The organism is Microbacterium salsuginis, from assembly GCF_012524205.1.
Taxonomy (GTDB): domain Bacteria; phylum Actinomycetota; class Actinomycetes; order Actinomycetales; family Microbacteriaceae; genus Microbacterium; species Microbacterium salsuginis.
In genome coordinates this window covers 789,250-811,847 of the sequence record NZ_JABACI010000004.1, presented here as the reverse complement: position 1 = coordinate 811,847, position 22,598 = coordinate 789,250, and the positions used below count along the sequence as shown (strand labels likewise).

The 22,598-nt window shown below is 70.2% G+C and carries 21 protein-coding genes and 1 pseudogene; 2 read left to right on the top strand and 20 right to left on the bottom strand.

Annotated elements, in window-relative coordinates:
- Positions 1-4: 4 nt before the first annotated feature.
- Positions 5-1,423 carry an NAD-dependent succinate-semialdehyde dehydrogenase gene (locus HF576_RS15540; RefSeq protein WP_168913681.1) on the bottom strand — a complete coding sequence of 473 codons (1,419 nt, stop codon included), beginning with the start codon at positions 1,421-1,423 and terminating at the stop codon, positions 5-7.
- Positions 1,420-2,649: an iron-containing alcohol dehydrogenase gene (locus HF576_RS15535; protein ID WP_168913680.1), complete on the bottom strand. Its 1,230-nt coding sequence runs from the start codon at positions 2,647-2,649 to the stop codon at positions 1,420-1,422. The genes HF576_RS15540 and HF576_RS15535 overlap by 4 nt, the downstream gene beginning before the upstream one ends.
- 223 nt (positions 2,650-2,872) lie before the next feature.
- Here HF576_RS15535 and HF576_RS15530 point away from each other — a divergent pair, with 223 nt between their 5' ends.
- Complete coding sequence (locus HF576_RS15530) at positions 2,873-3,613, top strand: GntR family transcriptional regulator (protein ID WP_168913679.1); 741 nt, start codon at positions 2,873-2,875, stop codon at positions 3,611-3,613.
- Between the two features lie 27 nt (positions 3,614-3,640).
- Here the strand turns inward: HF576_RS15530 and HF576_RS15525 are convergent, their stop codons facing one another.
- The 14 genes and pseudogenes from HF576_RS15525 to HF576_RS15465 all read right to left on the bottom strand — a co-directional run bounded on the left by HF576_RS15525 (position 3,641) and on the right by HF576_RS15465 (position 19,095).
- Positions 3,641-4,915, bottom strand: coding sequence for a D-arabinono-1,4-lactone oxidase (locus HF576_RS15525; protein ID WP_425523012.1), 1,275 nt, complete (start codon positions 4,913-4,915; stop codon positions 3,641-3,643).
- Positions 4,912-5,877 carry a 3-hydroxyacyl-CoA dehydrogenase family protein gene (locus HF576_RS15520; RefSeq protein WP_168913678.1) on the bottom strand — a complete coding sequence of 322 codons (966 nt, stop codon included), beginning with the start codon at positions 5,875-5,877 and terminating at the stop codon, positions 4,912-4,914. The genes HF576_RS15525 and HF576_RS15520 overlap by 4 nt, the downstream gene beginning before the upstream one ends.
- Positions 5,874-6,380, bottom strand: a complete 507-nt coding sequence (locus HF576_RS15515; protein ID WP_168913677.1) for a ribose-5-phosphate isomerase — start codon at positions 6,378-6,380, stop codon at positions 5,874-5,876. Before HF576_RS15515 ends, HF576_RS15520 begins: the two co-directional genes overlap by 4 nt.
- A complete protein-coding gene (locus HF576_RS15510; RefSeq protein WP_168913676.1) occupies positions 6,377-8,119 on the bottom strand; it encodes a dihydroxyacetone kinase family protein in 1,743 nt (580 codons plus the stop codon). Before HF576_RS15510 ends, HF576_RS15515 begins: the two co-directional genes overlap by 4 nt.
- Positions 8,116-9,099 (bottom strand): sugar phosphate isomerase/epimerase family protein, encoded by a 984-nt coding sequence (locus tag HF576_RS15505; RefSeq protein ID WP_168913675.1) that lies wholly within the window; start codon positions 9,097-9,099, stop codon positions 8,116-8,118. The genes HF576_RS15510 and HF576_RS15505 overlap by 4 nt, the downstream gene beginning before the upstream one ends.
- Positions 9,096-11,435: a glycoside hydrolase family 3 N-terminal domain-containing protein gene (locus tag HF576_RS15500; protein ID WP_168913674.1), complete on the bottom strand. Its 2,340-nt coding sequence runs from the start codon at positions 11,433-11,435 to the stop codon at positions 9,096-9,098. The genes HF576_RS15505 and HF576_RS15500 overlap by 4 nt, the downstream gene beginning before the upstream one ends.
- Before the next feature lie 336 nt (positions 11,436-11,771).
- Complete coding sequence (locus tag HF576_RS15495; RefSeq protein WP_205835265.1) at positions 11,772-12,893, bottom strand: UDP-N-acetylmuramoyl-tripeptide--D-alanyl-D-alanine ligase; 1,122 nt, start codon at positions 12,891-12,893, stop codon at positions 11,772-11,774.
- Between the two features lie 74 nt (positions 12,894-12,967).
- Positions 12,968-13,114 (bottom strand): annotated as a pseudogene (locus HF576_RS20875) (UDP-N-acetylmuramoyl-tripeptide--D-alanyl-D-alanine ligase); the annotation flags it as partial.
- A complete protein-coding gene (vanX, locus tag HF576_RS15490) occupies positions 13,111-13,737 on the bottom strand; it encodes a D-Ala-D-Ala dipeptidase VanX (protein ID WP_168913673.1) in 627 nt (208 codons plus the stop codon). The pseudogene HF576_RS20875 and the gene vanX, both read right to left, overlap by 4 nt.
- Positions 13,734-14,774, bottom strand: coding sequence for a D-alanine--(R)-lactate ligase (gene vanA / locus HF576_RS15485; protein ID WP_168913672.1), 1,041 nt, complete (start codon positions 14,772-14,774; stop codon positions 13,734-13,736). The genes vanX and vanA overlap by 4 nt, the downstream gene beginning before the upstream one ends.
- A complete protein-coding gene (locus HF576_RS15480) occupies positions 14,767-15,837 on the bottom strand; it encodes a D-isomer specific 2-hydroxyacid dehydrogenase family protein (RefSeq protein ID WP_240948922.1) in 1,071 nt (356 codons plus the stop codon). The genes vanA and HF576_RS15480 overlap by 8 nt, the downstream gene beginning before the upstream one ends.
- A gap of 84 nt (positions 15,838-15,921) precedes the next feature.
- Complete coding sequence (locus HF576_RS15475) at positions 15,922-16,908, bottom strand: fumarylacetoacetate hydrolase family protein (RefSeq protein WP_168913671.1); 987 nt, start codon at positions 16,906-16,908, stop codon at positions 15,922-15,924.
- 58 nt (positions 16,909-16,966) lie between these two features.
- Positions 16,967-17,863: an MBL fold metallo-hydrolase gene (locus HF576_RS15470; protein WP_205835264.1), complete on the bottom strand. Its 897-nt coding sequence runs from the start codon at positions 17,861-17,863 to the stop codon at positions 16,967-16,969.
- Positions 17,860-19,095 (bottom strand): MFS transporter, encoded by a 1,236-nt coding sequence (locus HF576_RS15465; RefSeq protein ID WP_168913670.1) that lies wholly within the window; start codon positions 19,093-19,095, stop codon positions 17,860-17,862. Before HF576_RS15465 ends, HF576_RS15470 begins: the two co-directional genes overlap by 4 nt.
- A gap of 141 nt (positions 19,096-19,236) precedes the next feature.
- On the opposite strand from HF576_RS15465, the gene HF576_RS15460 reads away from it, so the two are divergent.
- Positions 19,237-20,184, top strand: a complete 948-nt coding sequence (locus tag HF576_RS15460) for a LysR substrate-binding domain-containing protein (RefSeq protein WP_168913669.1) — start codon at positions 19,237-19,239, stop codon at positions 20,182-20,184.
- Positions 20,185-20,206: 22 nt separating this feature from the next.
- Here the strand turns inward: HF576_RS15460 and HF576_RS15455 are convergent, their stop codons facing one another.
- The 4 genes from HF576_RS15455 to HF576_RS15440 form a co-directional block, all read right to left on the bottom strand.
- The gene (locus HF576_RS15455; protein ID WP_168913668.1) at positions 20,207-20,536 is read right to left on the bottom strand and encodes a DUF7882 family protein; all 330 of its coding nucleotides are present in this window, start codon (positions 20,534-20,536) and stop codon (positions 20,207-20,209) included.
- A gap of 2 nt (positions 20,537-20,538) precedes the next feature.
- A complete protein-coding gene (locus HF576_RS15450; RefSeq protein ID WP_168913667.1) occupies positions 20,539-20,883 on the bottom strand; it encodes a hypothetical protein in 345 nt (114 codons plus the stop codon).
- 103 nt (positions 20,884-20,986) lie between these two features.
- Positions 20,987-22,105, bottom strand: a complete 1,119-nt coding sequence (locus tag HF576_RS15445; RefSeq protein ID WP_205835263.1) for a zinc-binding dehydrogenase — start codon at positions 22,103-22,105, stop codon at positions 20,987-20,989.
- A 59-nt stretch (positions 22,106-22,164) separates the two neighbouring features.
- Positions 22,165-22,581: an NUDIX hydrolase gene (locus HF576_RS15440; RefSeq protein WP_343234304.1), complete on the bottom strand. Its 417-nt coding sequence runs from the start codon at positions 22,579-22,581 to the stop codon at positions 22,165-22,167.
- Between the last annotated feature and the right edge of the window lie 17 nt (positions 22,582-22,598).

The following is a 22,598-nucleotide window of genomic DNA, read 5'->3' as shown; positions in this document are numbered from 1 at the left end:
TCGTTCACCAGTTGGTGGCGACGTACTTTGTCTCGAGGTATTCGTGCAGGCCCTCGGTGGAGCCTTCGCGGCCCAGGCCGCTCTCCTTCACGCCGCCGAACGGCGCCGCCGGGTCGGAGACGAGGCCGCGGTTCAGAGCGACCATCCCGGCCTCCAGCCGCGCAGCGAGCGCAAGGCCACGGCGAAGGTCTTCCGTATAGAGGTAGGAGACGAGGCCGTGGATCGTGTCGTTCGCGACGCCGATCGCGTCCTCCTCCGTGGAGAAAGCGGCGATGGGGGCGACGGGCCCGAACACCTCTTCATGCAGGATCCGAGCATCGCGCGGAACGTCGACCAGCACGGTGGGCGGATAGAAGTAGCCCGCACCGTCGGGTGTCGAGCCGCCGGTCAGGACACGTGCCCCCCGCGCGACCGCGTCGTCCACGAGCTCCTGCACCTTGCGGCGGCCCGCCTCATTGATCAACGGGCCGACGTCGACCGACGCATCCGCGGCATCGCCCACCGTCAGCGCGCCCATGCGGGTCGCCAGTTCGCTCGCGAACCTCTCGACGACGCTCTCGTGCACGAAGAACCGGTTCGCCGCCGTGCAGGCCTGCCCGCCGTTGCGCATCTTCGCGATCATCGCGCCCTCGAGGGCGGCATCGAGGTCGGCGTCCCGCAGGACGAGGAAGGGCGCGTTGCCGCCGAGCTCCATGGCCGTCCGGAGCACGCGGTGCGACGCACGCTCGAGCAGATGCCGGCCGACCTCGGTGGATCCCGTGAACGACAGCATCCTCACGCTGTCGTGCGAGAGCAGCCGGTCGACCACCGCGCTCGCGGACCTGGTCGTCAGCACCGTCAGGACTCCCTCCGGGAGCCCCGCTTCGGCCAGGATCTCGGCGATCGCCAACGCCGTGAGCGGAGTCTCGGCCGCCGGCTTGAGGATGGCGGTGCAGCCGACGGCGAGCGCCGGCCCGATCTTGCGGGTGGCCATCGCCGCGGGGAAGTTCCACGGGGTGACGAGCACGCACACGCCGATCGGCTCGTGCGAGACCAGCACCTTGCTCGTGCCCGCTGGATTGTCGAAGAGCTCGCCGCGCACGCGGACCGCTTCTTCGGCGTACCAGCGGAAGTACTCCGCGGCGTAGGCGACCTCGCCCATCGCGTCGGCGTGTGACTTGCCGTTCTCACGCGAGATCAGGTCCGCGAGCTCACGCTGACGCTGCATCATGATGTCGAACGCCCGCAGCAGCACGGCAGCGCGCTCCCGGGCGGGACGGGCCGCCCAGGCGCCTGCCGCTTCGCTCGCGGCGGCGACGGCGCGGTCGGCGTCGTCGGGCCCGTGATCGGCCACCGCAGCGATGACGGACTCGTCGGCCGGGTTCAGGACGGCGAACGCCTTGGCAGTGCCGGTCACGGCACGGTCAGCGGAAAGAATGGTCATCGCGATGCTCCCAACGTCTCGGGGTCGAAGCTGAGGGTGCCCGCATACGCCGCCTCGAGGACCGCGCGAGCGGCCTCGACGGTGAGCACCACGGGATTGTTGTCTGCGAGCCGTTTCGCGTGCGTGCCCTGCTCGGCCGCCCAGTCGAGACGATCGCGCGGGAACCCGAGCTCCTCCAGTGACAGGGGGATGCCGATCTGCGTCATCAGTTCGCGGACGAGCCGAGGCGCAGCATCCGCCAGTTCGTTCACCGGCTTGTCTCCGGCGCCCATCGCGCGAGCGACGTCCGCGAGCTCCTGCTGTCGCGCCGGCGCGTTCAGCGCCATCGCGTGAGGAAGCAGCAGCCCCACCCCTACTCCGTGCGACGTGTGCGTGATGGCACCGATGGGATATTGCAGGGCATGGGCGGCGGCGGTTCCCGCCGTGCCGAACGCGAGCCCGGCGAGCAGGGAACCGAACATCGTCAGAGAACGTGCCTGGATGTCGTCGGGCTGTCGGTAAGCCTGAGCCAGGCCTGCCGCCAGACAGCGAATCGCTTCGAGCCCGAGCAGGTCGGTCAGCGCGGAGGCGCCCATGAAGACTCTGCTGGATGCCAGGTCTCCCACCTCGCCTTTGCGGGCTGTGTACGACTCGATGGCGTGCGACAGCGCGTCGGCGCCCGATGCGGCCGTGACAGACGGCGGGCAGCTCAGGGTGAGTTCGGGGTCGCAGACGGCGACTGCCGGAATGAGATACGGGCTCGAGACGCCGATCTTGGACTCGCGGGCGGGATCGGTCACGACGGCCACGGGGGTGACTTCCGAGCCGGTGCCCGCGGTCGTCGGTACCGCGATGATCGGCGCGATCGGGCCGGGCACGTTGCCTTCGCCGTAGTAGTCGGGAACGTCCCCCCCGTGCGCCACGACCACCGCGGCCATCTTCGCGGTGTCGATGCTGCTGCCTCCGCCGATCGCGATGAAGATGTCCGCCTCGAAGTCGGCCGCCGCGCGCACTGCCGAGAGGATCGCGCTCACGGGCAGTTCCGGCACGACGTCGGTGAAGAGCGCCGATCGAAGTCCAGCGGCTTCGAGCTCGGTCCGCAGTTCGCCGATCTCCACGGAGTCGGCGAGGAACGGGTCGGCGATGATCAGGGCACGCGATCCGCGGGCCGCGACGAGCGCGGGCACCGCGCGCCGCGCGCCACGTCCGAACACGATCTCTCCAGGTGATCGCAGCACCGCGTACATCCGAGCATCCTCCGTTGGAACAACGACCGTATCCGATACGATCTGATTCGACAGTAGGAGGCGTGACCGCGACTTGTCAATCCGAGCTCGAGGTTCGAGGAATACCAGGCTCCGCGGCGCCGCGAGTTCCGCGCGTTGTCTCCGTAGTGGCGCTGGTCGTGCAACGTGCGGCAGACTAGAACTTCATCAGTCATCGGATCAGATCGGATCGCGGGAGACGAACATGGCCCATCGCGCGCACCTGCCCTTGGACACCAGGGGCGTTTCCGCCTCCCCGCGTGATGGCGCCGCGCGCTCCCCGCTGGGGACCGAGATCTATGGATCCCTGCTGTCCCGCATCCTCACCTCGGACCTCGGCCCGGGAGATCGGCTCACGATCGACGCCTTGGCACGGGAGCTCGGCGTCTCGCAGACTCCGGTACGCGAAGCCCTGCATCGACTCGACGCAGAGGGCATCGTCGTCCGCAATCACCTGGCCGGCTACCGCGTCGCGCCGAAGATGACACGGGACCAGTTCGAGCAGATGGTCGAAGTGCGTCTGCTCCTCGAACCCGCGGCCGCACGGCGGGCAGCCGAACGGATGTCACCGGACGACATCGCTCTGCTGTCGGCCCTCGAAGCGGACATGCTGCAGCTGCATGAGCAACGAGGCTCCGACGGCCTGACCTCGTACGCCCGTTTCTCGCAGATCGATGCGCAGCTGCACGATGCGATCGCGCTCGGAAGCTCGAATCTGTACATCCGCGACTCGCTCGCCAGGCTCCATCCTCACGTTCACCTCTTCCGTCTCAGCAGCACCCTGTCGATCACCGCCGAGGCGATCGAGGAGCATCAGCAGATCATCGACGCGATCGGCGCGCGTGAGCCGGATGCCGCCGCATACGCCATGCGGCGCCACGTCGAGGAGTCGGCCCGGCGCTTCCGCGCCGGTTTCGCCGCCGACGAGGAAGAGGCGGCGACCTAGCCGACCAGACGCACGCGCGGCCCCGGTTCACAGTCCGAGTCGGGCCAGGAAGTCGTTGCGGAAGACTCCACGGGGGTCGAGGCGCTCGCGCAGCGCGGCGAAGTCGTTCCAGCGGGGATAGAGCCGCGGCATCCGCTGCTCCGCACCGTCGAGGGAGAACAGCTTGCCCCAGTGCGGACGCGCACCGAGTGGCGCAAGCGCCGCCTCGATGGTCGGCAGCAGCGCCTCCACGCCCGGCTGATCGGGCTTCCACGTGAAGTGAAGGCCCACCACATCGGTCTGGTACGCCGGCGACAGCCACAGGTCGTCCTGTGCGACGGTGCGCAGCTCGCACACCTGCAGCAGCGGAGCGACGCGCGGAGCGAGCTCGCGCAGCGCGGAGATGGCGGCGACCGCGTTGCCGCGCGGCACGAGGTACTCCGACTGCAGCTCCTCGCCATTGGACGGGGTGAACTCCAGCTTGAAGTGCGGCAGGCGGGCGAACCACGGGCCCGGCTCGCCGAGTTGATCGGTGCAGCTCTCGGCGGAGACGTCGGGCAGCGGATGCCGCTTCACGGTCGCCCGCGCAGCGCCCAGCACGTCGTGGGGCGCAGTGCCGGCGGCATCCGCTCGTCTCTTCACCCACAGCTGGTCGACGACAGCGGGATCGCGCCAGGTGTGGAACATCGAGACGCTGTAGCCGAGCCCGGTGACCGCGTCGAGGTCGTCGAGCACGGCGTCCAGCGGCAGCCGCTCGTAGACGGTCTGCGCAATGTCGAAGCTGGGGACGATGTCGAGCTCGACGGCGGTCACGATGCCGAGCGCCCCGAGTGAGACCACCACGCCTTCGAAGTCCGCGTCGCCTCGCGCGAATCGGAGCGTCTCTCCGTCAGCCGTCACGAGCTCGACGGCGGCGACGGATGCTGCCAGCGACGCCACGGCATCTCCCGACCCGTGGGTCCCGGTCGCCACCGCGCCGGCGAGCGAGATGTGCGGCAGCGACGCGAGGTTGGCAAGCGCCCACCCTTCGCGGTCGAGTCGGGGCGCGACATCCCCGTATCGCAGGCCCGCGGCCACTCGCACGACGCGTCGCTCGCTGTCGACCGTCACGTCCGCCGGCAGTTCCCGAGCGACGATGTGCACGCCGTCGGTGTCGGCGATCGTGTTGAAGCAGTGGCGACTGCCCAGGGCCTTTACGCGTGACGCGGAGCGGACCGCATCCGCAAGCTCCTCGATCGAACGCGGCGCCACGATCCGCTCGGATCCGTAGACGACGTTGGACGCCCAGTTGCGCTCTCCGACCAGCCCTGTCGTCACACTCACCGCGCCTCCCCTGCCGGCTCGTCGAACGGCGACGGGCCGAGCTCGTCCAGCAGTTCCTTCATCTTCGCGTAGGCACGGTTGCGGTACGCGACCAGTTCCGAGATGCGCTCCGGGTCGATGGCGCGGAAGCCGCCGCCGGTCTTGGTTCCCAGCTCGCCGCGCTCGATGCGCTCGGCGAGGATGGCCGGCGTCGCGAAGCGCTCCGGGAAGTCGCCCTGCAGCGACGCGTAGCAGAAGGCGTAGACGTCGAGCCCGGCCATGTCGGCGATCGCGAACGGCCCGAAGAACGGAAGGCGGAAACCGAACGTCGAACGGACGATCGCGTCGATGTCCTCCGGCGTCGCGACGCCCTCGTCGACCAGCTGGGTCGCCTCGTGGAAGAGCGCGTACTGCAGCCGGTTCAGCACGAATCCGGTCGCGTCCTTCACGCGGGCGCCGATCTTGCCACTTCCGGCGACGAGCTCTTCGGCGGCGACGATGGCGCTCTCGGCGGTGGCGGGGTGCGGGATGAGCTCCACGCCGGGCACGAACGGCGCCGGGTTGGAGAAGTGCACGCCGAGGAATCGCCCGGCGTGCTCGACGGCCTCGGCGAGCTTCGCGATCGAGATCGTGGAGGTGTTGCTGCCGATGACCGCGGTCGGGTTCGCCCGCGAGATGCGGCGAAGCGTCTCGTGCTTGATCTCGATGCGCTCGGGCACCGCCTCCTCGATGAATTCGGCGTCCGCGACGGCATCCTCGATGCTCTGCGCGGCGGTGATCCGCTCGGCGATCACCGCGGTCGCGCCTGCCGGAAAGAGGCCCTGCTGCTCGAACTCCTCAGTCTCGGTGCGGATCCGCTCCAGGTTCGACGCGGCGATCTCGGCGGTGACGTCCGAGATGACGACGTCGTGGCCGGCGAGCGCGAAGACCTGCGCCATCCCACCGCCCATGTAGCCACTGCCGACGACGGCGATCCGGGTCATGAGCATGCCTCTCTGTTCTGATCGACGCCGTGGCCGGTCTCGCCGTGGTTGTCGTACGAATCGATCGCCGCGACCTTCGCGGCAGAAGCGGATGCCGGGTCGAAGCGGTAGCCGAGCCACTCCGACACGAGCCGCTTGGCCAGCTCGAGACCGATCACGCGCTGGCCCATGGTGAGCACCTGCGCGTTGTTGCTCAGCACCGAGCGCTCCACCGAGTAGCTGTCGTGCGCAGTGACGGCGCGGATGCCCGGAACCTTGTTCGCCGAGATCGCCACGCCGAGACCCGTGCCGCAGATGAGCAGCGCACGGTCGGCCCCTCCCGCGGCCACACGGCGCGCGGCCTCCACAGCGACATGGGGATAGTCGGTGTGCTCATCGCCGGCGACCCCGACGTCCGCCACGGACGCGACGCGCGGGTCGGCCTCCAGCAGGGCCTTCAGCGCAGACTTGTACTCGTAGCCGGCGTCGTCGCTGCCGACGACGATCCGCATTGGCTCGGTCATCGTTCTTCCTCTCGGGTGGGGCGGGATGTGGATGCCTCGGCGATCGCCGTCGCGATGAGTGCCAGCGAGGTGGCGCCGGCATCCGGGTGTCCGAGACTCTTCTCGGCGAGCGGCCGCGCTCGCCCGAGAGCGGGCCGCAACCCGGACGTGGCCGCCGCCGCTTCGGTCGCCGCCCGCGCAGCGGCGTGGAGCGCGGCGCCGATCTCGGCGCCGGCGCCGGCGCCGGCGTCGAGGCGTGCGGCGAGGGTGCGCGCGAACGGGTCGAGGGCGTCCACCATCGTCTTGTCGCCCACGTGCGCGCCGCCGCGTGAGGTCACGGCGTCGAGCGCGGCGCGGGCGGCGTCGGCAACGGCGTGGCGCAGGTCGGCATCGTCATGATCGAGCGCGCGCCCGATCGCGCGGAGCATCGCACCCCACAGCGCGCCGGACGTGCCCCCGGCCTTCTCACTCCAGGCATCGCCGGCCGCGGTGAGCATGGCCGACAGTCCGACAGCCGGGTCCGCGGCATCCGTCGCGGCATCGATGCCCGTGCGCATGCCCACCCCGTGGTCGCCGTCACCCGCGATCGCGTCGATGCGGCCGAGTTCGGTCTCGTGCTCGTGGATCGTCGTGCGGACGACCTCGAGGTACGTCAGCGCCACCGCCGCCGCGTGCTGAGACCATTGCGACGCCTCGACGACGTCCACCGCGGCGTCGACATCGACCTCCGCCTCGTCGTCGACGGCGTCCGCGGTCACGATCTCGACCCTGCCCTTGCGGTAGGCGGGCGTGTACGCGGGGGCAGCCCACAACGGCTCGAGTTCGTCATCGAGCCAGAGGAAGGTGACGGATGCCCCTGCCATGTCGAGACTCGTCACGAGCTCGCCGACCTCGGGCTGCACGACGGTGATGCCGGCCTCCTCGAGCCTGCTCGAGACATCCCCGAAGAGCACGAAGAGCTCCTCGTACTTCACGGTGCCGAGGCCGTTGACGATCACAGCGACGCGATCGCCACGATGCTCGGGCACATCGCCGAGCAGCGCGTCGACGAGGGTCTGTGCCAGTTCGGCCGAACTCGTGCGCGGCACGTCGCGGATGCCGGGCTCGCCGTGGATGCCGAGCCCGATCGACATCATCCCCTCGGGCACGGTGAACAGCGGCTCGTCGGCACCGGGGAAGGTGCATCCGCCGAAGGCGACCCCGAGGGTGCGCGTGCGATGGTTCGCCAGGCGCGCGAGCCGCTCGACCTCATCGAGGGAATCGCCCCGTTCGGCAGCGGCGCCCGCGATCTTGAAGACGGTGAAGTCGCCCGCGATGCCGCGGCGCTTGTGGATCTCATCGATGGGCGCGCTGGCGATGTCGTCGGTGCACAGCACGGTGCGCGCGTCGATGCCCTCTTCGCGCAGCCGCTCCTGGGCCTCGCCGAAATGCAGCACGTCGCCGGCGTAGTTGCCGAAGCTGAACAGCACTCCGCCGCCGCGATGCGCGGCCTTCGCGACACGATAAGCCTGCCCCGCCGACGGCGACGTGAAGATGTTGCCGCAGACCGCCCCGGACGCCATGCCGGCACCCACCACTCCGGCGAAGGCCGGATAGTGGCCGGAACCGCCGCCGACCACGACGGCGACCGAGCCGCGCGGGGCCGGGCTCGCCCGCACGACGCCGCCGTCGACGGCGCGCACGAGGTCGCCGTGGGCGGCGACGAATCCGGCGAGGGCCTGCGGCACGAAGTCCGCGGCGTCGTTCGCGATGCGGGTCATGCGGCACCGCCGTCCTGGCGCGGCTGGCGCACCCTGCTGGTACCCAGCGCGTACCCCTCGCGCTTGGGCAGCACGTGCCGGCGCAGGTAGTCACGGTTGTCGGCGCAGACGCTCAGTCCATCGCCGCCGTAGTTCTCGACGCAGATCACGCCCTGGAAGCCCTGCTCGATCGCGTACGCGAAGGCACGGCGGTAGTCGATGAGGCCGTACTGCATCGGCGCCGGCACCGCGAAGTAGGCGCCCCGCGCGGCGTCTTCGTCGCGTGCATAGTTCTTGACGTGCCAGAAGTTCGCGTAGGGGACGGTCTTCTCGACCAGCTCCCACCACGGCTCGATGGGACGGTGCAGCCGCACCAGATTCCCGATGTCGGGGTTGAGTCCCACGTTGTCCATGCCGATGTCCTGCACGAGCCGCACCGCCGAGTCGGCGGTGCCCAGGAACGTGTCCTCGTACATCTCGAGCGAGACGAGGATGCCGAGCTCCGACGCGTGACGGCCGAGTTCCTGCAGCCTGCCGACAGCGAGCTCCCAGTCCGCGGGATCGTCCTGGTGACCTTCGACGGTCCAGAACCACAGCTGCTCCTGCTGCGCGGGCGTCAGCGCCTGGTGCAGACCGAACGACACCGTCTCGATGCCCAGCGAGGCTGCGGCATCCAGCGTCCGGTGGCTGTAGGCGAGGTTCGCCTCGCCGTTCGCGTGGTCGATCACGCTGCACCGGATCGCCGAGATCGACGTCGGCACCACGCCGACCTCGGCGGCGAGCGCACTGAGATCCGTCAGACGCCCGGGGGTCAGGTCCCCGACGCGCAGCCAGGAGTCGGTGATGTCGAGGCGGTCGAAGCCGGCGTCTGCCACGTCGGTCAACGGTCCGCGCCACGCCTCGGGTCCGGCCTCGGTCACACTGCGACCGTCGGGCAGGCGTCCAGGGAACGGAAGGGCCGCGGCCGCGATCGGCCAGTTCTGCGCCGTCAGGCCGGTCATGCGGCATCCCCCGTCTCGATCTGGATCCCGGTCACGAGCACCGGATCGTCGACCACGCGCGTCGGGCCGGTGATCGTGAGGTCGGCCGGCGCCGTGACATCGGTCAGCGACAGCCCCGCGGTCAGGTGCACGACGCCGGGCTCGACGATGCGGCGGCGCTCGAGCCCCGTGAACGAGAAGCGGTCGGCATGCAGTGCGAACGAGACGGATGCCGTCGCACCGGGCTCGAGCGACACCCGGGCGTAGCCGACCAGCTGCTGGACGGGCCGGGTCACCTGCGCGACGGGATCGGCGCTGTACAGCTGGACCACGGTCGCGCCGGCACGGTCGCCCGTGTTGGTCACCGCGACGGATGCGACCACGGTGCCGTCGCTGGGCATGGCGTCACGGTCGAGCGTGACGTCGCCGAGCGAGAAGGTCGTGTACGACAGACCGTGGCCGAACGGGAACGCCGGCGCGATCGACAGGTTGCTGATGCGGTCGCCGTCCTGGCCGAGCGGGGGTGCCAGATACGTGTGGGGGAGCGCGCCGTTCGTGCGCGGGATCTGCACCGGCAGGTGTCCGCTGGGATTCACGGTGCCGGTGAGGACACCCGCGATGGCGCCGGCGCCCTCAACCCCGGGCATGAACGACTGCACGATGGCCGCCGCGCGGCCGGTGTAGGCGCCGAGCGCGTAGGGCCGGCCCGACAGCACCAGGAGCACGACGGGCGTGCCGGTCTGCAGCAGCGCCTCGACGAGGCGGCCCTGGTCTCCGGGAAGGTCCAGGCTCGGGGCATCCGATCCCTCCCCCGACGTGCCCTTGCCGAACATCCCTGCGCGGTCGCCGACGACCGCGATGACGACGTCGCTGGCCGCCGCCGCCGCGACGGCGCGGGCCAGTTCCGCGTCGTCGGCCGGGTCGACGAGCGGCGTGCCCCGCTCGACCACGACTTCAGCACCGGGCGCCGCGGCGCGGAGCGCGTCGGGGATCGACGTCGCGTCGATGCCGAGTCCCATTTCGGGATGCCGCGGCATGACATGGATCGGGTACGAGTAGGCGCCCATGAGCGCGCCCGGGTCTTCGACGCACGGGCCGACGACCGCGATCCGCCGGGTGCCGGAGTCGAGCGGGAGCGCGCCGCGGTCGTTGTCGAGGAGCACGATCGACTCCTCCGCGAGACGCCGCGCGATGTCGCGGTTGCGGGCGCTGTCGAGATCGACGTCTGCGGGCTCGGCCGGCGCCCAGCCCTCGTCGAGCAGCCCGAGCTGGATCTTCTGCGTGAGCACTCGCCGCACCGCGATGTCGATGTCGGCCCGGGTGCGCGCCGGGTCGGGATCCGCCTCGTCGAGGAGGCGGTACGCGGCGATGTCGGGCAGCTCGACATCGATGCCCGCGTGCAGGGCCAGCCTCCCGGCATCCGCCATCGTCTCGGCGACGCCGTGCTTGGACTTGAGGAACGCGACGGCCCAGTAGTCCGACACGACCGTGCCGTCGAAGCCCCACTCATCGCGCAGCAGCTCGGTCAGCAGCCACCGATCGGCGCCCGCGGGAACACGATCCAGCTCGGTGTACGAGTTCATGACGCTCCGCGCCCCGCCGACGCGCACCGCCATCTCGAACGGCGGCAGCACGAGGTCGCGCAGCTCGCGCTCGCCCATCGACACCGGCGCGTGGTTGCGCCCACCGCGCGACGTGGCGTGCCCCGCGAAGTGCTTGAGAGTCGCGATGACGCCGGCGCCCTGGAGTCCCTCGACGTAAGCGGTCGCGAGCGTGCCCACCACGTACGGGTCCTCACCGAGCGTCTCTTCGACGCGGCCCCAGCGGTAGTCGGTGACCACGTCGAGCACCGGCGAGAGCCCGTGCTGCACCCCGACCGCGGCCATGTCGGAGCCGATCGCGTCCGCCATCTCGCGCACGAGCTCGGGGTCGAACGTCGCCGCCCACGCCATCGACGCGGGATACACCGTGGCACCCAGAGTCGTGAAGCCGGTCAGGCACTCCTCGTGGACCACAGCCGGGATCCCCAGTCGCGTGCTCTCCAGCAGGTGGCGCTGCGAATCGCGGACCTTGCCCATGCCTTCGCGAGCGGTCACCGGTGTGGTGCCGAAGACGCGCGTGAGGTGGCCGATGCCGTCGGCGACGGCCTCGTCGAACGGAGGGCGCCCCTTCGACAGCACGTCTTGCATGGGTGCGATGATCTGCGTCGAGTCGCGCTTGTCGGCCCAGTAGCTGCCCAGCTGCGCGATCTTCTCGGCGGGTGTCATCTCGGCCATCAGCGCCTCGACGCGGGCGTCGATGTCTGCCGTGGGATCAGCCCACGCGGGAGCCGCCACGACGTCCGTCGGGTGTGTCATCCTTGACCTTCCGGATATTTGTTCTCGTCAACAACAATTCTGGATTTCAGGGTAGCGTCGTTGTACAACGTTGCCAAGTCCGGACCGGCGGGAGAAGTGCGCAGCGACGCATCCCGCCGCCGCGCGAGGCACCGCGCGAAAATCGGATCCGGAAACCGGACTTTCGCGCTGTCTCCGGAGCGCTGGCCGCGCGAGCTCCGGAAATGAGCGCGAAGTCCGGTTTCCGGATCCGGCGATCAGAGTGCCAGCGGGCGAGGGGGTGGGGCAAGGACACGAGAAGCGAAGCGGGCGCGACCCTTCCGGAGGACCCGCCTGCGCGTGAACTACCCTCCCCGGCTACACCAGCGCCGCCACCACCTCGTCGAGGTGGGCGCCGCGGGAGGCCTTCACGAGCACGACGTCTCCGGGCGTGAGGTTCGAGCGCAGCCAGTCGACGGCCGCGGCGTTGTCGGGCACCGCGACGCCGCGGTCGCCGGCCGCCTCGGCGAGCGGCCGCACGTTCGCACCGACACCGACGACGATGTCCACGCGCTCCGCGGCGTAGGCTCCGGCGGAGCGATGCTCGGCCTCGCTGTGGTCGCCCAGCTCGAGGATCTCGCCGAGCACCGCGATGCGGCGCGCACCGGCGATCGAGACGAGAGCGTCGACCGATGAGCGCACCGAGCCCGGGCTCGAGTTGTAGGAGGCGTCGAGCAGAGTCGCTCCACTGTCGAGCTCCCGCAGATCCAGCCGCTGCCCCGACAGCGACGCGGCGGCGAGCGCGACGGCGGATTGGTCGAGCGGAACCCCGAGAGCGAGTACTGCCGCTGCGGCGGCTGCGGCGTTGAGGGCCTGGTGAGCGCCCACGAGCGGCAGCGTGACCGAGGCCGTGGCATCCGCCGCCCGAAGCGTGAATGAGGGACGACCCAGTCGATCCAGGCTCACCCCCTCCACCCGCACGTCGGCGCCCTCGGCGCGACCGAACGTGAGCACCGGCCCGTCGGTGAGCGCGCGCATTCCCCGCACGCGCGCGTCATCCGCGTTGAGGATCGCGGTGCCGCCGTGCACCAGGCCGCGCACGAGCTCTCCCTTGCCCCTCGCGATCGCCGATCGCGACCCGAACTCCCCCAGGTGCGCCTTGCCCACGTTCAGCACGATGGCGACATCGGGGGCGACCATGCCGGTCAGCTTCGCGATGTCACCGACTCGGCGCGCGCCCATCTCCACCACGAGGAACCGCGTGCGCGACTGGGTTCGCAGCATCGTGATCGGCACCCCGAGCGCGTTGTTGAAGTTGCCGAGGGTCGCGACGGTCGGGGCGACCGAGCCGAGCACCGCGGCCGTCAGGTCCTTCGTGCTCGTCTTGCCCTGCGAGCCGGTGATCCCCACCACCGAGAGCTCCGGGCGAAGCCCCGCCACGACGTGCGTGGCGAGCGCCTGCAGCGCGATCGCCGAATCGCCCGCGACGACCGTCGGCAACCCCGTGGGCCTGGTGCCGAGGACCGCACCGCCCCGGCTCGCGCGGCCTGCTCCGCGAAGTCGTGACCGTCGGCGTGCTCCCCCGCGAAGGCGACGAAGAGCCCCCCAGGCTCTGCGCGCCGCCCGTCGAGCACCGCCGGCGCCGTCACAGTCACCGCGGCGTCGCCCTCGACCCTGCCACCGACGATCCGCGCGATCTCGCCCAGGCTCAGCGGGATCATGCTCGGCCCCCCGGCTGCCCGATCGGAAAGTCGAAGTATGTGTCGGGATAGGGCTCATCGCGCAGCGTGTAGTGCCACCATTCGGTGTCGTAAGGGAGGAATCCGGATGCCTCCATCACGGCACGCAGCCGGTTCCGGTTGCCCGACTCGACGCGTGTGAGTCCGCGCGCCCCATGGTGCGAGACGGCATCCATGAGGTCGTGGCCGCCCCCCATGGCGGCCAGGTCCCCCGAGTCCAGGTGGAAGAGGGTCAGGTCGACGGTGCTGCCGCGACTGTGCCCCGACTTCGTCGCGACATACCCCCTCTCGAAGATCGCGTCCCGGTCGATGTTCGGATAGTGGCGCGGCTTCGTCCGGCCGTCCTCGGGCCGCTGCGCCCAGCGCGTGAAGCTGTCGACCGCGCGCTGCGGGCGGTACCCGTCCCACAGGAGCAGCCCGAATCCGAGCTCGGCCGCATTCGCCCGCGCCGTGCGCAGCGCTTCGCAGACGGAACGTGTGCCGACGATGCGGTTGGCCGCGTAACCCTCGACAGGCTTGCCGGTGAAGTTGTCCCACGTGGCGTACTTCGCGTCCCACCGGATGCCGGGCACCAGCTCGTCGACGAAGGCGAAGTCGCGGTTCATCGCCGGGATCCCGCCATCGCGGCGGTCGCTAGTCGGTCGAGCAGCTCGGAGAGCGGGATGCCGGCCGCGGCCATCATGCGCGGGTAGCGGCTGTACGAGGTCATGCCGGGCATCGTGTTGACCTCGTTGAGGATCACGGTTCCCTCCTCGGTGAGGAACATGTCGACCCGGGCGATGCCGGTGCACCCCAGCACCCGGTAGATGGCCTCTGCTGTCGCCTGCACCAGCCGCCGAGAGGAGTCCGGGATGTCGGCCGGCACGATCGGCGTCGAGTTCTCGGAACCGGTCTCGGGAGTGCTCTCCTGATGGATGCGGAAGAACCCGCCGGACAGCGCGATGCGGTCGACCTCGCCCACCGTCAGCTCGCGGCCGCTCCCCATGACGGCGCACCCCACCTCGCTGCCGACGACCGCCGCTTCGACCAGCACCTTCTCGTCGTAGCGTCGCGCCTCCGCCACGGCGGCACCGAACTCCCCGGGACCGGTGACTCTGCTCACCCCGAACGATGACCCGGAGCGCGCGGGCTTCACGAACACGGGGTAGCGGATGGCCCGCGGATCGATGTCGTCCCCCCGCGCCAGCACCCAGAAGTCCGGTGTGGCGATCCCGGCGGCGCGCGCGACGACGTAGGCGAGGGACTTGTCCATGCACACGGCGGAACTCTGGATGCCACAGCCGACGTACGGGATGCCCGACAGCTCGAGCAGGCCCTGGATCGCCCCGTCCTCGCCGAACTTGCCGTGCAGGACCGGCAGCACGACATCGAGCTCGACCGTCTCGTAGCCGTTCTCCCCCAGCACCAGCAGCCCCCGCGTCCCGGGATCCGGCGACAGCACCACCGGGCGCGACGAGCCGGAATCCCAGCCGTCGTCGGGACCGTCGCACAGGCGCCAGGCGCCCTCCGGCGTGATTCCGACGTAGAAGGGCTCGTACTTCTCGAGGTCCAGGTGCGCAGCCACCTCCCGGGCGGACTTGAGCGAGATCGGATGCTCCTCCGACCGACCGCCGAACAAGACGCCGATCCGGGTTCTAGCCATGGTTTCTCCCTTCGAATCGCAGACAGTTCAGGAGCGAGTTCTCGACCATGTCGCTCAACGCCCGCTCGGTGAAATAGGCGGCATGTGGGCTGATGATCACGTTCGGCAGACGCTGGAGGCGCCGCAGGCGCTCGCTCTCGACGGGCCGGTCGCGATGGTCGGCATAGAAGACGCCCTCCTCGTCTTCGACGACGTCCAGAGCAGCACCGCCCAGTCGGCCGGTCTCCAGAGCGTGGAGGAGCGCGTCGGTGTCGATGAGCGCACCGCGCGCGGTGTTGACCAGGACGGCACCGGGCTTGAGCAGGCTCATGCGACGGGCATCCAGAAGGTGACGCGTGTCAGCGGTGAGCGGCGCATGCAAGGTCACGACGTCGCTCTCGCGCAGCAGCTCGTCGAACGGCACGTAATCGGCACCCGGCGTGTGCCGCTCGTCGTGCGCGAGGATGCGGCATCCGAATCCACGCAGGCGTTCGATGACCGCCGCGCCGATCCGCCCCGTTCCGATGACCCCGACCGTGAGATCGCCGAGTTCACGACCCCGCACCTCGGGCAGCCGGTAGTCGTGCGAAGCGACGCGGCGGAGGACGGATGCCGCGTGACGCAGCACCATGAGCATCAGCATCAGCGTGTAGTCGGCGACGCTCGCCGGCGAGTAGGCCACGTTCTCGACGCGGATGCCGATGCTCTCGGCGAAGGCGACGTCGATGTGGTTGTAGCCGATGCTTCGCGTCGAGATGTACTCCACACCGGCGCGGCTCAGCGCCAGCAGGAGCGGGTTCGTGACGTCCGTCTTGTGGCCGACGCTGATGCAGCGGTTGCCGGTCGCGAGTTCGATCGTCGCTTGGGAGACGGCGGCGCCGGTGATGACCGGCGTGATGCCGAGGGCCGGCGCCTTCTCGCGGAACAGCACCGCCTCGTCGACATCGCACCCGAAGACGGTGACGTCCAGCCGGCGGGACGGGCGATCGCCACCGACTTCACTCCCCGCGCGGGCGGATCCGACGAGGAACGACGGCGGCAGCATCCCGCGGCTGCCGGACCGCGTGGGAGGGGGGACGACCATGAGTCCAGCCAACGCGTCGGGTCGTTGTCACCTCGTATGCGCTTTTCGATACACGCGCGATATGCGCGGGCCGGTCAGCGCCGGTCAGCGCGTCCGCGCCCGTGGCCGCGTGCGCGCCGGCGGGATCGCAGGGGCGGGCACGGGCGCGCCCACGCGATTGACGATCTCACCGATGCCCTCGATCGTCATCGCGACCTCGTCGCCGGGTTGCAGTGGTGGCGGCACGAGCCCCTGGTTGCGGCCCCACAGCTCGCCGAGGCATCCGCCGTTGCCGACCGTTCCCGACCCGAGCACGTCGCCGGGAACGACCCGTGAGTTGCGCGAGGCGTAGGCCACGAGCTCGGGGAACGGCCAGCCCATGTTCGAGACCAGGTCCTCGCCGATCAGCTCGCCGTTGACCCGGACCTCGGCGCGGATCGCCAGGAACCCGTCGTCGTCGACGTACCGGTCGAACTCGTCGGCCGTCACGATCCACGGACCCAGCACGGTGCCGAAGTCCTTGCCCTTGGCCGGTCCGAGGCGCACCTTCATCTCGCGGGCCTGCAGATCGCGCGCCGACCAGTCGTTCATGATCGTGTAGCCGAAGATGACGGATGCCGCCTCCTCCGGCGTGAGGTTGGCTTCGGCGCCGTCGGGCGCGGCGCCGATCACGGCGGCGAGCTCGAGCTCGAAGTCGAGCCGCTCGGTGACCGGCGAACGCAGCTCCTCACCGGAGGCCAGCACCGTGTGCGGGTTGGTGAAGTAGAAGGTCGGCGCCTCGTACCACTCCGGTGCGACGTGACTCTTGCCCTCGACGCCGGCCGAGACGCCCTCGACGTGCTCCTCGAACGCGACGAAGTCCCGGATGGACGCGGGAACGACGGGCGGGAGAAGGACGACATCGGTCAGCGGGATGCCGGCGGACATGGCCGCGTCGTCCCGGAGGATCCGCTCGTGCGCGTCGTGCGCGGCATCCAGTCCGGCCGCGAGCATGTCGGCGACCGTCGCGCCGTCCCCGAAGGGCACCACGCGGTCATCGACGACGAACCCTTCGCCGACGGCGTGCCGATGAGTCCAGCGGGCGATTCTCATGTGCGGGTCTCCGTTCGTCGATACGGTCGGCGTTCGCGCCGTGCGCCGGCCGGCGCCGTCACGCGTGGCACTCCAGCGGACGGCCGCCGTTGTAGTCGTACATGTCCTGCCAGGCCTGCGGAAAGTCGACATCGGTGCCGTTCAGCTCGGCCAGCGCCCGGTGCAGGTTGCCCACGATGCGCTCCCTCTCGAGGAGGCCGTCGAACCGGCCGAGGTCGAGCCGCCGCGCCGCCTCCAGCGGCGACAGTCCGCCGCGGTGGGCCCGCTCGGCCGCGTCGATGAGGAAGTGCAGATAGTCGGCGACCGGTGCGAACAGCTCCGGTCCGCCCACCTCTCCGTGGCCAGGCACCACCGTCTCGGGCTCGAGCGCGGCCATCTCGTCCAGTGCCCGCAGCCACCCCGCGGGCGAGCCCGACAGGGCGAACGGCGTGCCGCCGTGGAAGACCAGGTCGCCCGTGAACAGCACGCGCTCCTGCGGCAGCCACACGTACGCATCGCCCGCAGTGTGCGCCGGGCCACCGGGATGACGCACCTCGACCCGCCGATCGCCGGCGTCGATCGTGAGCGCGTCCTCGAACAGGATCGTCGGCAGGCGCGGCTCCGCCGCCCCTTGATCGAACGGGGCGAAGATGTGCGGCGCCAGCGCGTGCGGGCGTCGCAGGTCGTCGGCGACGGTGCGATGCGCGATGATCTCGGCCTCGGCCAGCAGCGAGGCGCCGTTGCAGTGGTCGGGATGCGAGTGCGTCAGCACCACTCGGCGCACCGGATCACCGGTGACGCCGGCGACCGCCTCCAGGTAGTCGCGCATGCGCTTCTCGGTCGAGGTCGTATCGATGCTCGTGGCGCCGTCGGGTCCCGTGACGAGCCCCATGTTGTTGACCATCCAACCGCCGTCGGGCTGGACGTAGGCCCACACGCCGGCGGCGACCTGCTGCAGTTCGGGTGCCGAGGTCACGAGACCGCACTCCTCTGGAACCGCGGCAGCGTGAGCAGCACGACGGCCGCGACGGCCATCATGGATGCCGCGAGGATGAGCGGGACGGTATAGCTGCCGTTCGCGTCGAAGGCGAATCCGGCCATCACCGGGCCGAAGGCGCTCCCGATCATGAACAGGCTGTAGACGATGCTGTAGAGCGCGCCGAAGGCACGCGGTCCGAAGTAGCGCGAGCTCAGGTACGACATCAGGTCGATCTCGGCGCCGAAGCCGATGCCGATCAGAAGAGCGGTCAGCGGTGCCGCGGCCGGCCCTGCCCACAGCAGGAGGAGGCATCCCAACGCCGCCGCGATGAAGAGCGGGACGGCGACGTAGGTCGCGTAGAAGCGGTCGAACAGCCACCCGATCACGGGGCGGGCGATGACCGTGCCGACGCCGACCAAGGACGACAGGAACGCCGCCTGCACCGGATCGACGCCGGAGTCGATGAGGAGCGGGACGAAGTGCGGGACCATCGTCAGCAGCGCCCAGCCCAGCAGGAAGAAGACGACGCACAGGCTCCAGAACTCGCGTCGGCGCACAGCCGTGCGGATCGTGAGGCCCGGCAGCGTGGAGCGGTCGACGGCGGCCACCGCCGCGGGAGTGCTCAGGCGCGCGAAGAACACGAGCACGAACGGCAGCGCGGCGAGCACGGCCATCGTCAGGTACGCGGCACGCCATCCGCTGCCGGCGATCACGATGCCCATCAGCGGCGGGAGCAGCAGCCCCGCCGTGCCGAGCCCGCCCGCGACGATGCCCAGCGCGATGCCGCGGCTCTTGTCGAACTTGTCGATGACGGCCTTGGAGTAGGTGACTGCGGAGGTGCCGGCGCCGAGCAGTCCGGCGAGCGCGTAGAACGCGAGGAACGTCGCCAGGCTCGATGTGAGGGTGCTGACCAGGATGAGCATGATCACGAAGAGCGGGATCGAGACGAGGGCGACGCGCTTGACTCCGAACCGGTCCAGGAACCGGCCGACGAAGGGCAGGGCGGCTGCCAGCCCGAGGGAGCTGACCAGTGAGGCGAGGTTGATCTCGCCCCGGCCCCATCCGAACTCCTCCTGCAGCGGCACCACGAGGGTGCCCAGGATGTAGCCCAGCGCGCTGAGCCCCACACCGGCGCCGATCGTGCTGAACACCAGCGTCGGCCATCCGCGCCGGAACTCGCTGCGAGAGGAGGCGACCGTCCCCTCGTCCGGGGTCACTGTCTGCGTCATGAACATCTCTCTTTCGACATTGAAAGCCGTCTCGGCCTCGGGTGGCCGAAGTCACATGCTCTCAACGCGGTACTATCCACGCAATCTCGTATCTGCCATGACTCACATCCATGCCATGGATATATACCTCCGAGGAGCCGCGTGCCCGCGTTCGATCTCAACCTGCTGCGCCCGCTGCTCGTGCTGCTCGAAGAGCGCAGTGTCACCCGCGCAGCCGCGCGCCTGCACCTGAGCCAGCCCGCGACCTCCGCGGCACTGGCGCGGCTCCGGCGTCATTACGACGACGAGCTGCTCGTGCGCACCGGGCGCACGATGCAGCTCACGCCCTTCGCGCGCGACCTGCTCCCCGCCGTCGCCCACGCCGTGGCGGAGCTGAATCCGGTGATAGATCGCAAGGAGTCGTTCGATCCGTCGCAGACCGAGCGCCGGTTCGTGATCGGCGCGACGGACTACATGACCGCGATCCTGGCCGGCCCGCTGCTGCGCACGCTGGCCCTCGACGCGCCCCGCGCCTCGGTGGACTTCGCGCCGCAGCCGGTGCGCGACGGTACACTCGCACCGTACAGCCAGCTCGATCTCATCGTGGGTCCGGTGGGCTTCCACCTCCCGGGGCGGAGCCAGGAGCTGTTCACCGACGACTTCGTGCTCATCGCCGACCCCGACAACTCCGTCCTGTCGGCGCCGGAGCCCACGGTGGACGACCTCTCCGCCGTGCCGCATGCGACCGCTTATCTGAACGATCCCGACCACGACGACCTGCAGGATCTCCTCCGTCGGGCCGGCGTCGACTACATCGTCGGTGCGCGGCTCTTCGGCCTCGCGGCCCTTCCACTGCTGGTCTCGGGCACCGAGATGGTGGCTCTGGTGCCCCGGATGCTCGCGGCCAAGGCGTCCCGCACGCTCCGGCTGTCGGTCTTCGAAATGCCGGAGGACCTGCGGATGCCGATGACCGAGTGCATGTACTGGCATCCTCGCGACGAAGAGGATCCCGCGATCGTGTGGTTGCGGGGCGCGTTGTCCCGCACGGTGGGCTCGCTGTCTCGCGAGCCGAGCGGGCCGCCTCCCCGGCAGCTCCGCACGACCGGCTGACCTGGCCGGGTCCGGCCGCCGCTCAGTCCGGTAGGGAGGGTTCGGGCACCAGTCGCAGCCCGCTCGCGCTGTTCGCGGTCGCCGCGAGCGCGTCGAGCCAGTGCCGGTTCAGCTCCCGCGAGCGAGGCTTGTCGAAGCTGAAGTACAGCGAGGAGCTCTTCGAGATCCACACCGTGCCGTAGATCCCCGGTCTCTCACGCGAGACGTCTCCGTCCACGTCGGGCTCGTTCTCCCAGTTGAAGCTGAAGCTCTCGTCGCGCCGGAGCTTGGTCACGATGACGAAGCGCAAGTGCTCCAGCGCCCAGTCGTCGATCCCGATCGCGGGGGCGACGCCGTAGATCAGTGTCCCCACGCTCACACCTCTCGGAGGTCGATATCGTCATGGTGGAACAAGCTGCCGTCCTCCTCCGCCTGCACCGACGGTGGGCGCTGCATGCGCTCGATACGTCCCTGAAGATACCGAACCGCCTCCTCGTTGTCAGGAGGGACGACGGTCGAGTTGGTGGACTCGACCATCATCGTGCTGGTGGAATTGAGCAGGAACGCCGCATCCACCGTGTTCCCGTCCATCCCGATAGCCCGCACGGTGACCGTATCGGCGTGCGAAGTCTCGGCGAGAAGCCGCGCGTACTCGAGGAGCGCGTCGGCGACGTCGTCGCCCATCAGCAGAGATTTCTCGGCGTACATCACGTGCTTCATGCCCACACCGTAGGTCGCGGGGCCCGATAGGACACGGGCCTTGACATCCGCGCGAGAGAAGAGGCCGGCCTCGCGGTGGCGAGATACGTCGACGCGGGCGGGCTCAGCCGGTCACGATGATCGCGCGACCGGTGATCTCGCCACGCGCGAGCGCCTGGTAGGCGGCATCCGCATCGTCCAGCGAGAATCGCCGGGTCACGGCGCGGTGGACGTCGTAGCCGCCCTCCGCCGCGAGCGCCGCGACCCGCGGCAGGTCGCGCCGCGTGCGGGCGCCGAACGAACCCCGAACGGTGTGCCCGCGGCGCACGAGCGGGGTGATCGGCACCCGGGCGACGGCGGCGCCGGCCGCGATGCCGACCGCGACCATGCGTCCGCCGTCGGCCAGGAGCGTGATCGCCTGCTCGAACGTCTCGCTGCGCCCGAGCGCCTCGAAGACGACCTCGACACCGCCGGGAACGACCGCATGGACGCCCGCAGCGGCATCCGTCGTCGCGGAGTTGACCACGGCTGTCGCGCCCAGTTCGGTCGCCGCGGCGAGTTTGTCGTCGCTGACGTCGATCGCGATGACGTGTGCGGCGCCGAGGTGAGAGGCCAGCTGGACGATGCTCGAGCCGACCCCGCCCGTCGCGACGACCGCGACCGATTCGCCGGGCTCGAGGCCCGACGCCGCGAGCGCCCCGTAGGCGGTGAAAGCGGCGCACCCGAGGACCGCCGACTCCTCGAGCGGAAGTCCGTCCGGCAGCCGCGTGATCGCCGTTGCGGGGATCACGGAGTACTCGGCCAGGCCGGCCATCGAGTACATCGAGAGCCGGCTCCCGTCCGCACGGCGCAGCCGCGACGTGCCGTCGAGCAGGTTGCCGCCGAGGCGGTTCTCACGGAAGAAGGTCGAGCACATGTCATCACGGCCCCGGCGGCAGAGGTCGCATGTGCCGCACGGCATGATGAAGGCGCCGATCACACGGTCGCCGACCGCAAAGCCCTCGACCTGGTCGCCGATCGCGACGATCGATCCGCTGACCTCGTGGCCCAGGACTGCCGGCCCCGGAAAGGCCACCTCGCCTTTCAGCACGTGCAGATCGGTGTGGCACACGCCGCACGCGGCCACCCGGATGAGGACCTCGCCCCGCAGCGGCGCGGGCGTCGGGATCTGCTCGATCCGCAGACGCGCCTCTTCACCGTCCCAGACGGCGGCCTTCATCACCTCGGGGATACCGGTGGTCATGTGCGATTCCTCTCGATGGCGAATCTCATTGCGCGGCGATGCCGTGGGTCGCGGCAGGCTCAGCGCGGAAGGAAGTTCTCCCTGGCCAGGGGTGCGATCTCGAGCGTCGCGGCATCCGACCCGTCGACCCAGCGCAGCTCTGCGATCTCTGCGGCGACACGGGGACGCTGCGCGCCGATGTCAGCGGCGAACACATCCGCGACGACGACGAAACCCGGCTCGTTCGCCGCGGCGGCCGTGAACTCGCCCAGCGGACGCAGGTCGTGCGGGGCGATCCGGATGCCCAACTCCTCGGCCAGTTCGCGGCTGAGCGTCTCGCTCGCGGTCTCTCCGGGTTCGGGCTTTCCGCCCGGCTGCATGAACGCCGTCGTCCCGTTCTTGCGCACCAGCAGAAGCCGTCCATCGCCGTCGAGGATGACCGCCGCCGAGACGCGGATCCGCAGCGGCGCGGTCTGATCGGTGTTCGCAGAGCCCACCGTCGCACGGTAACAGG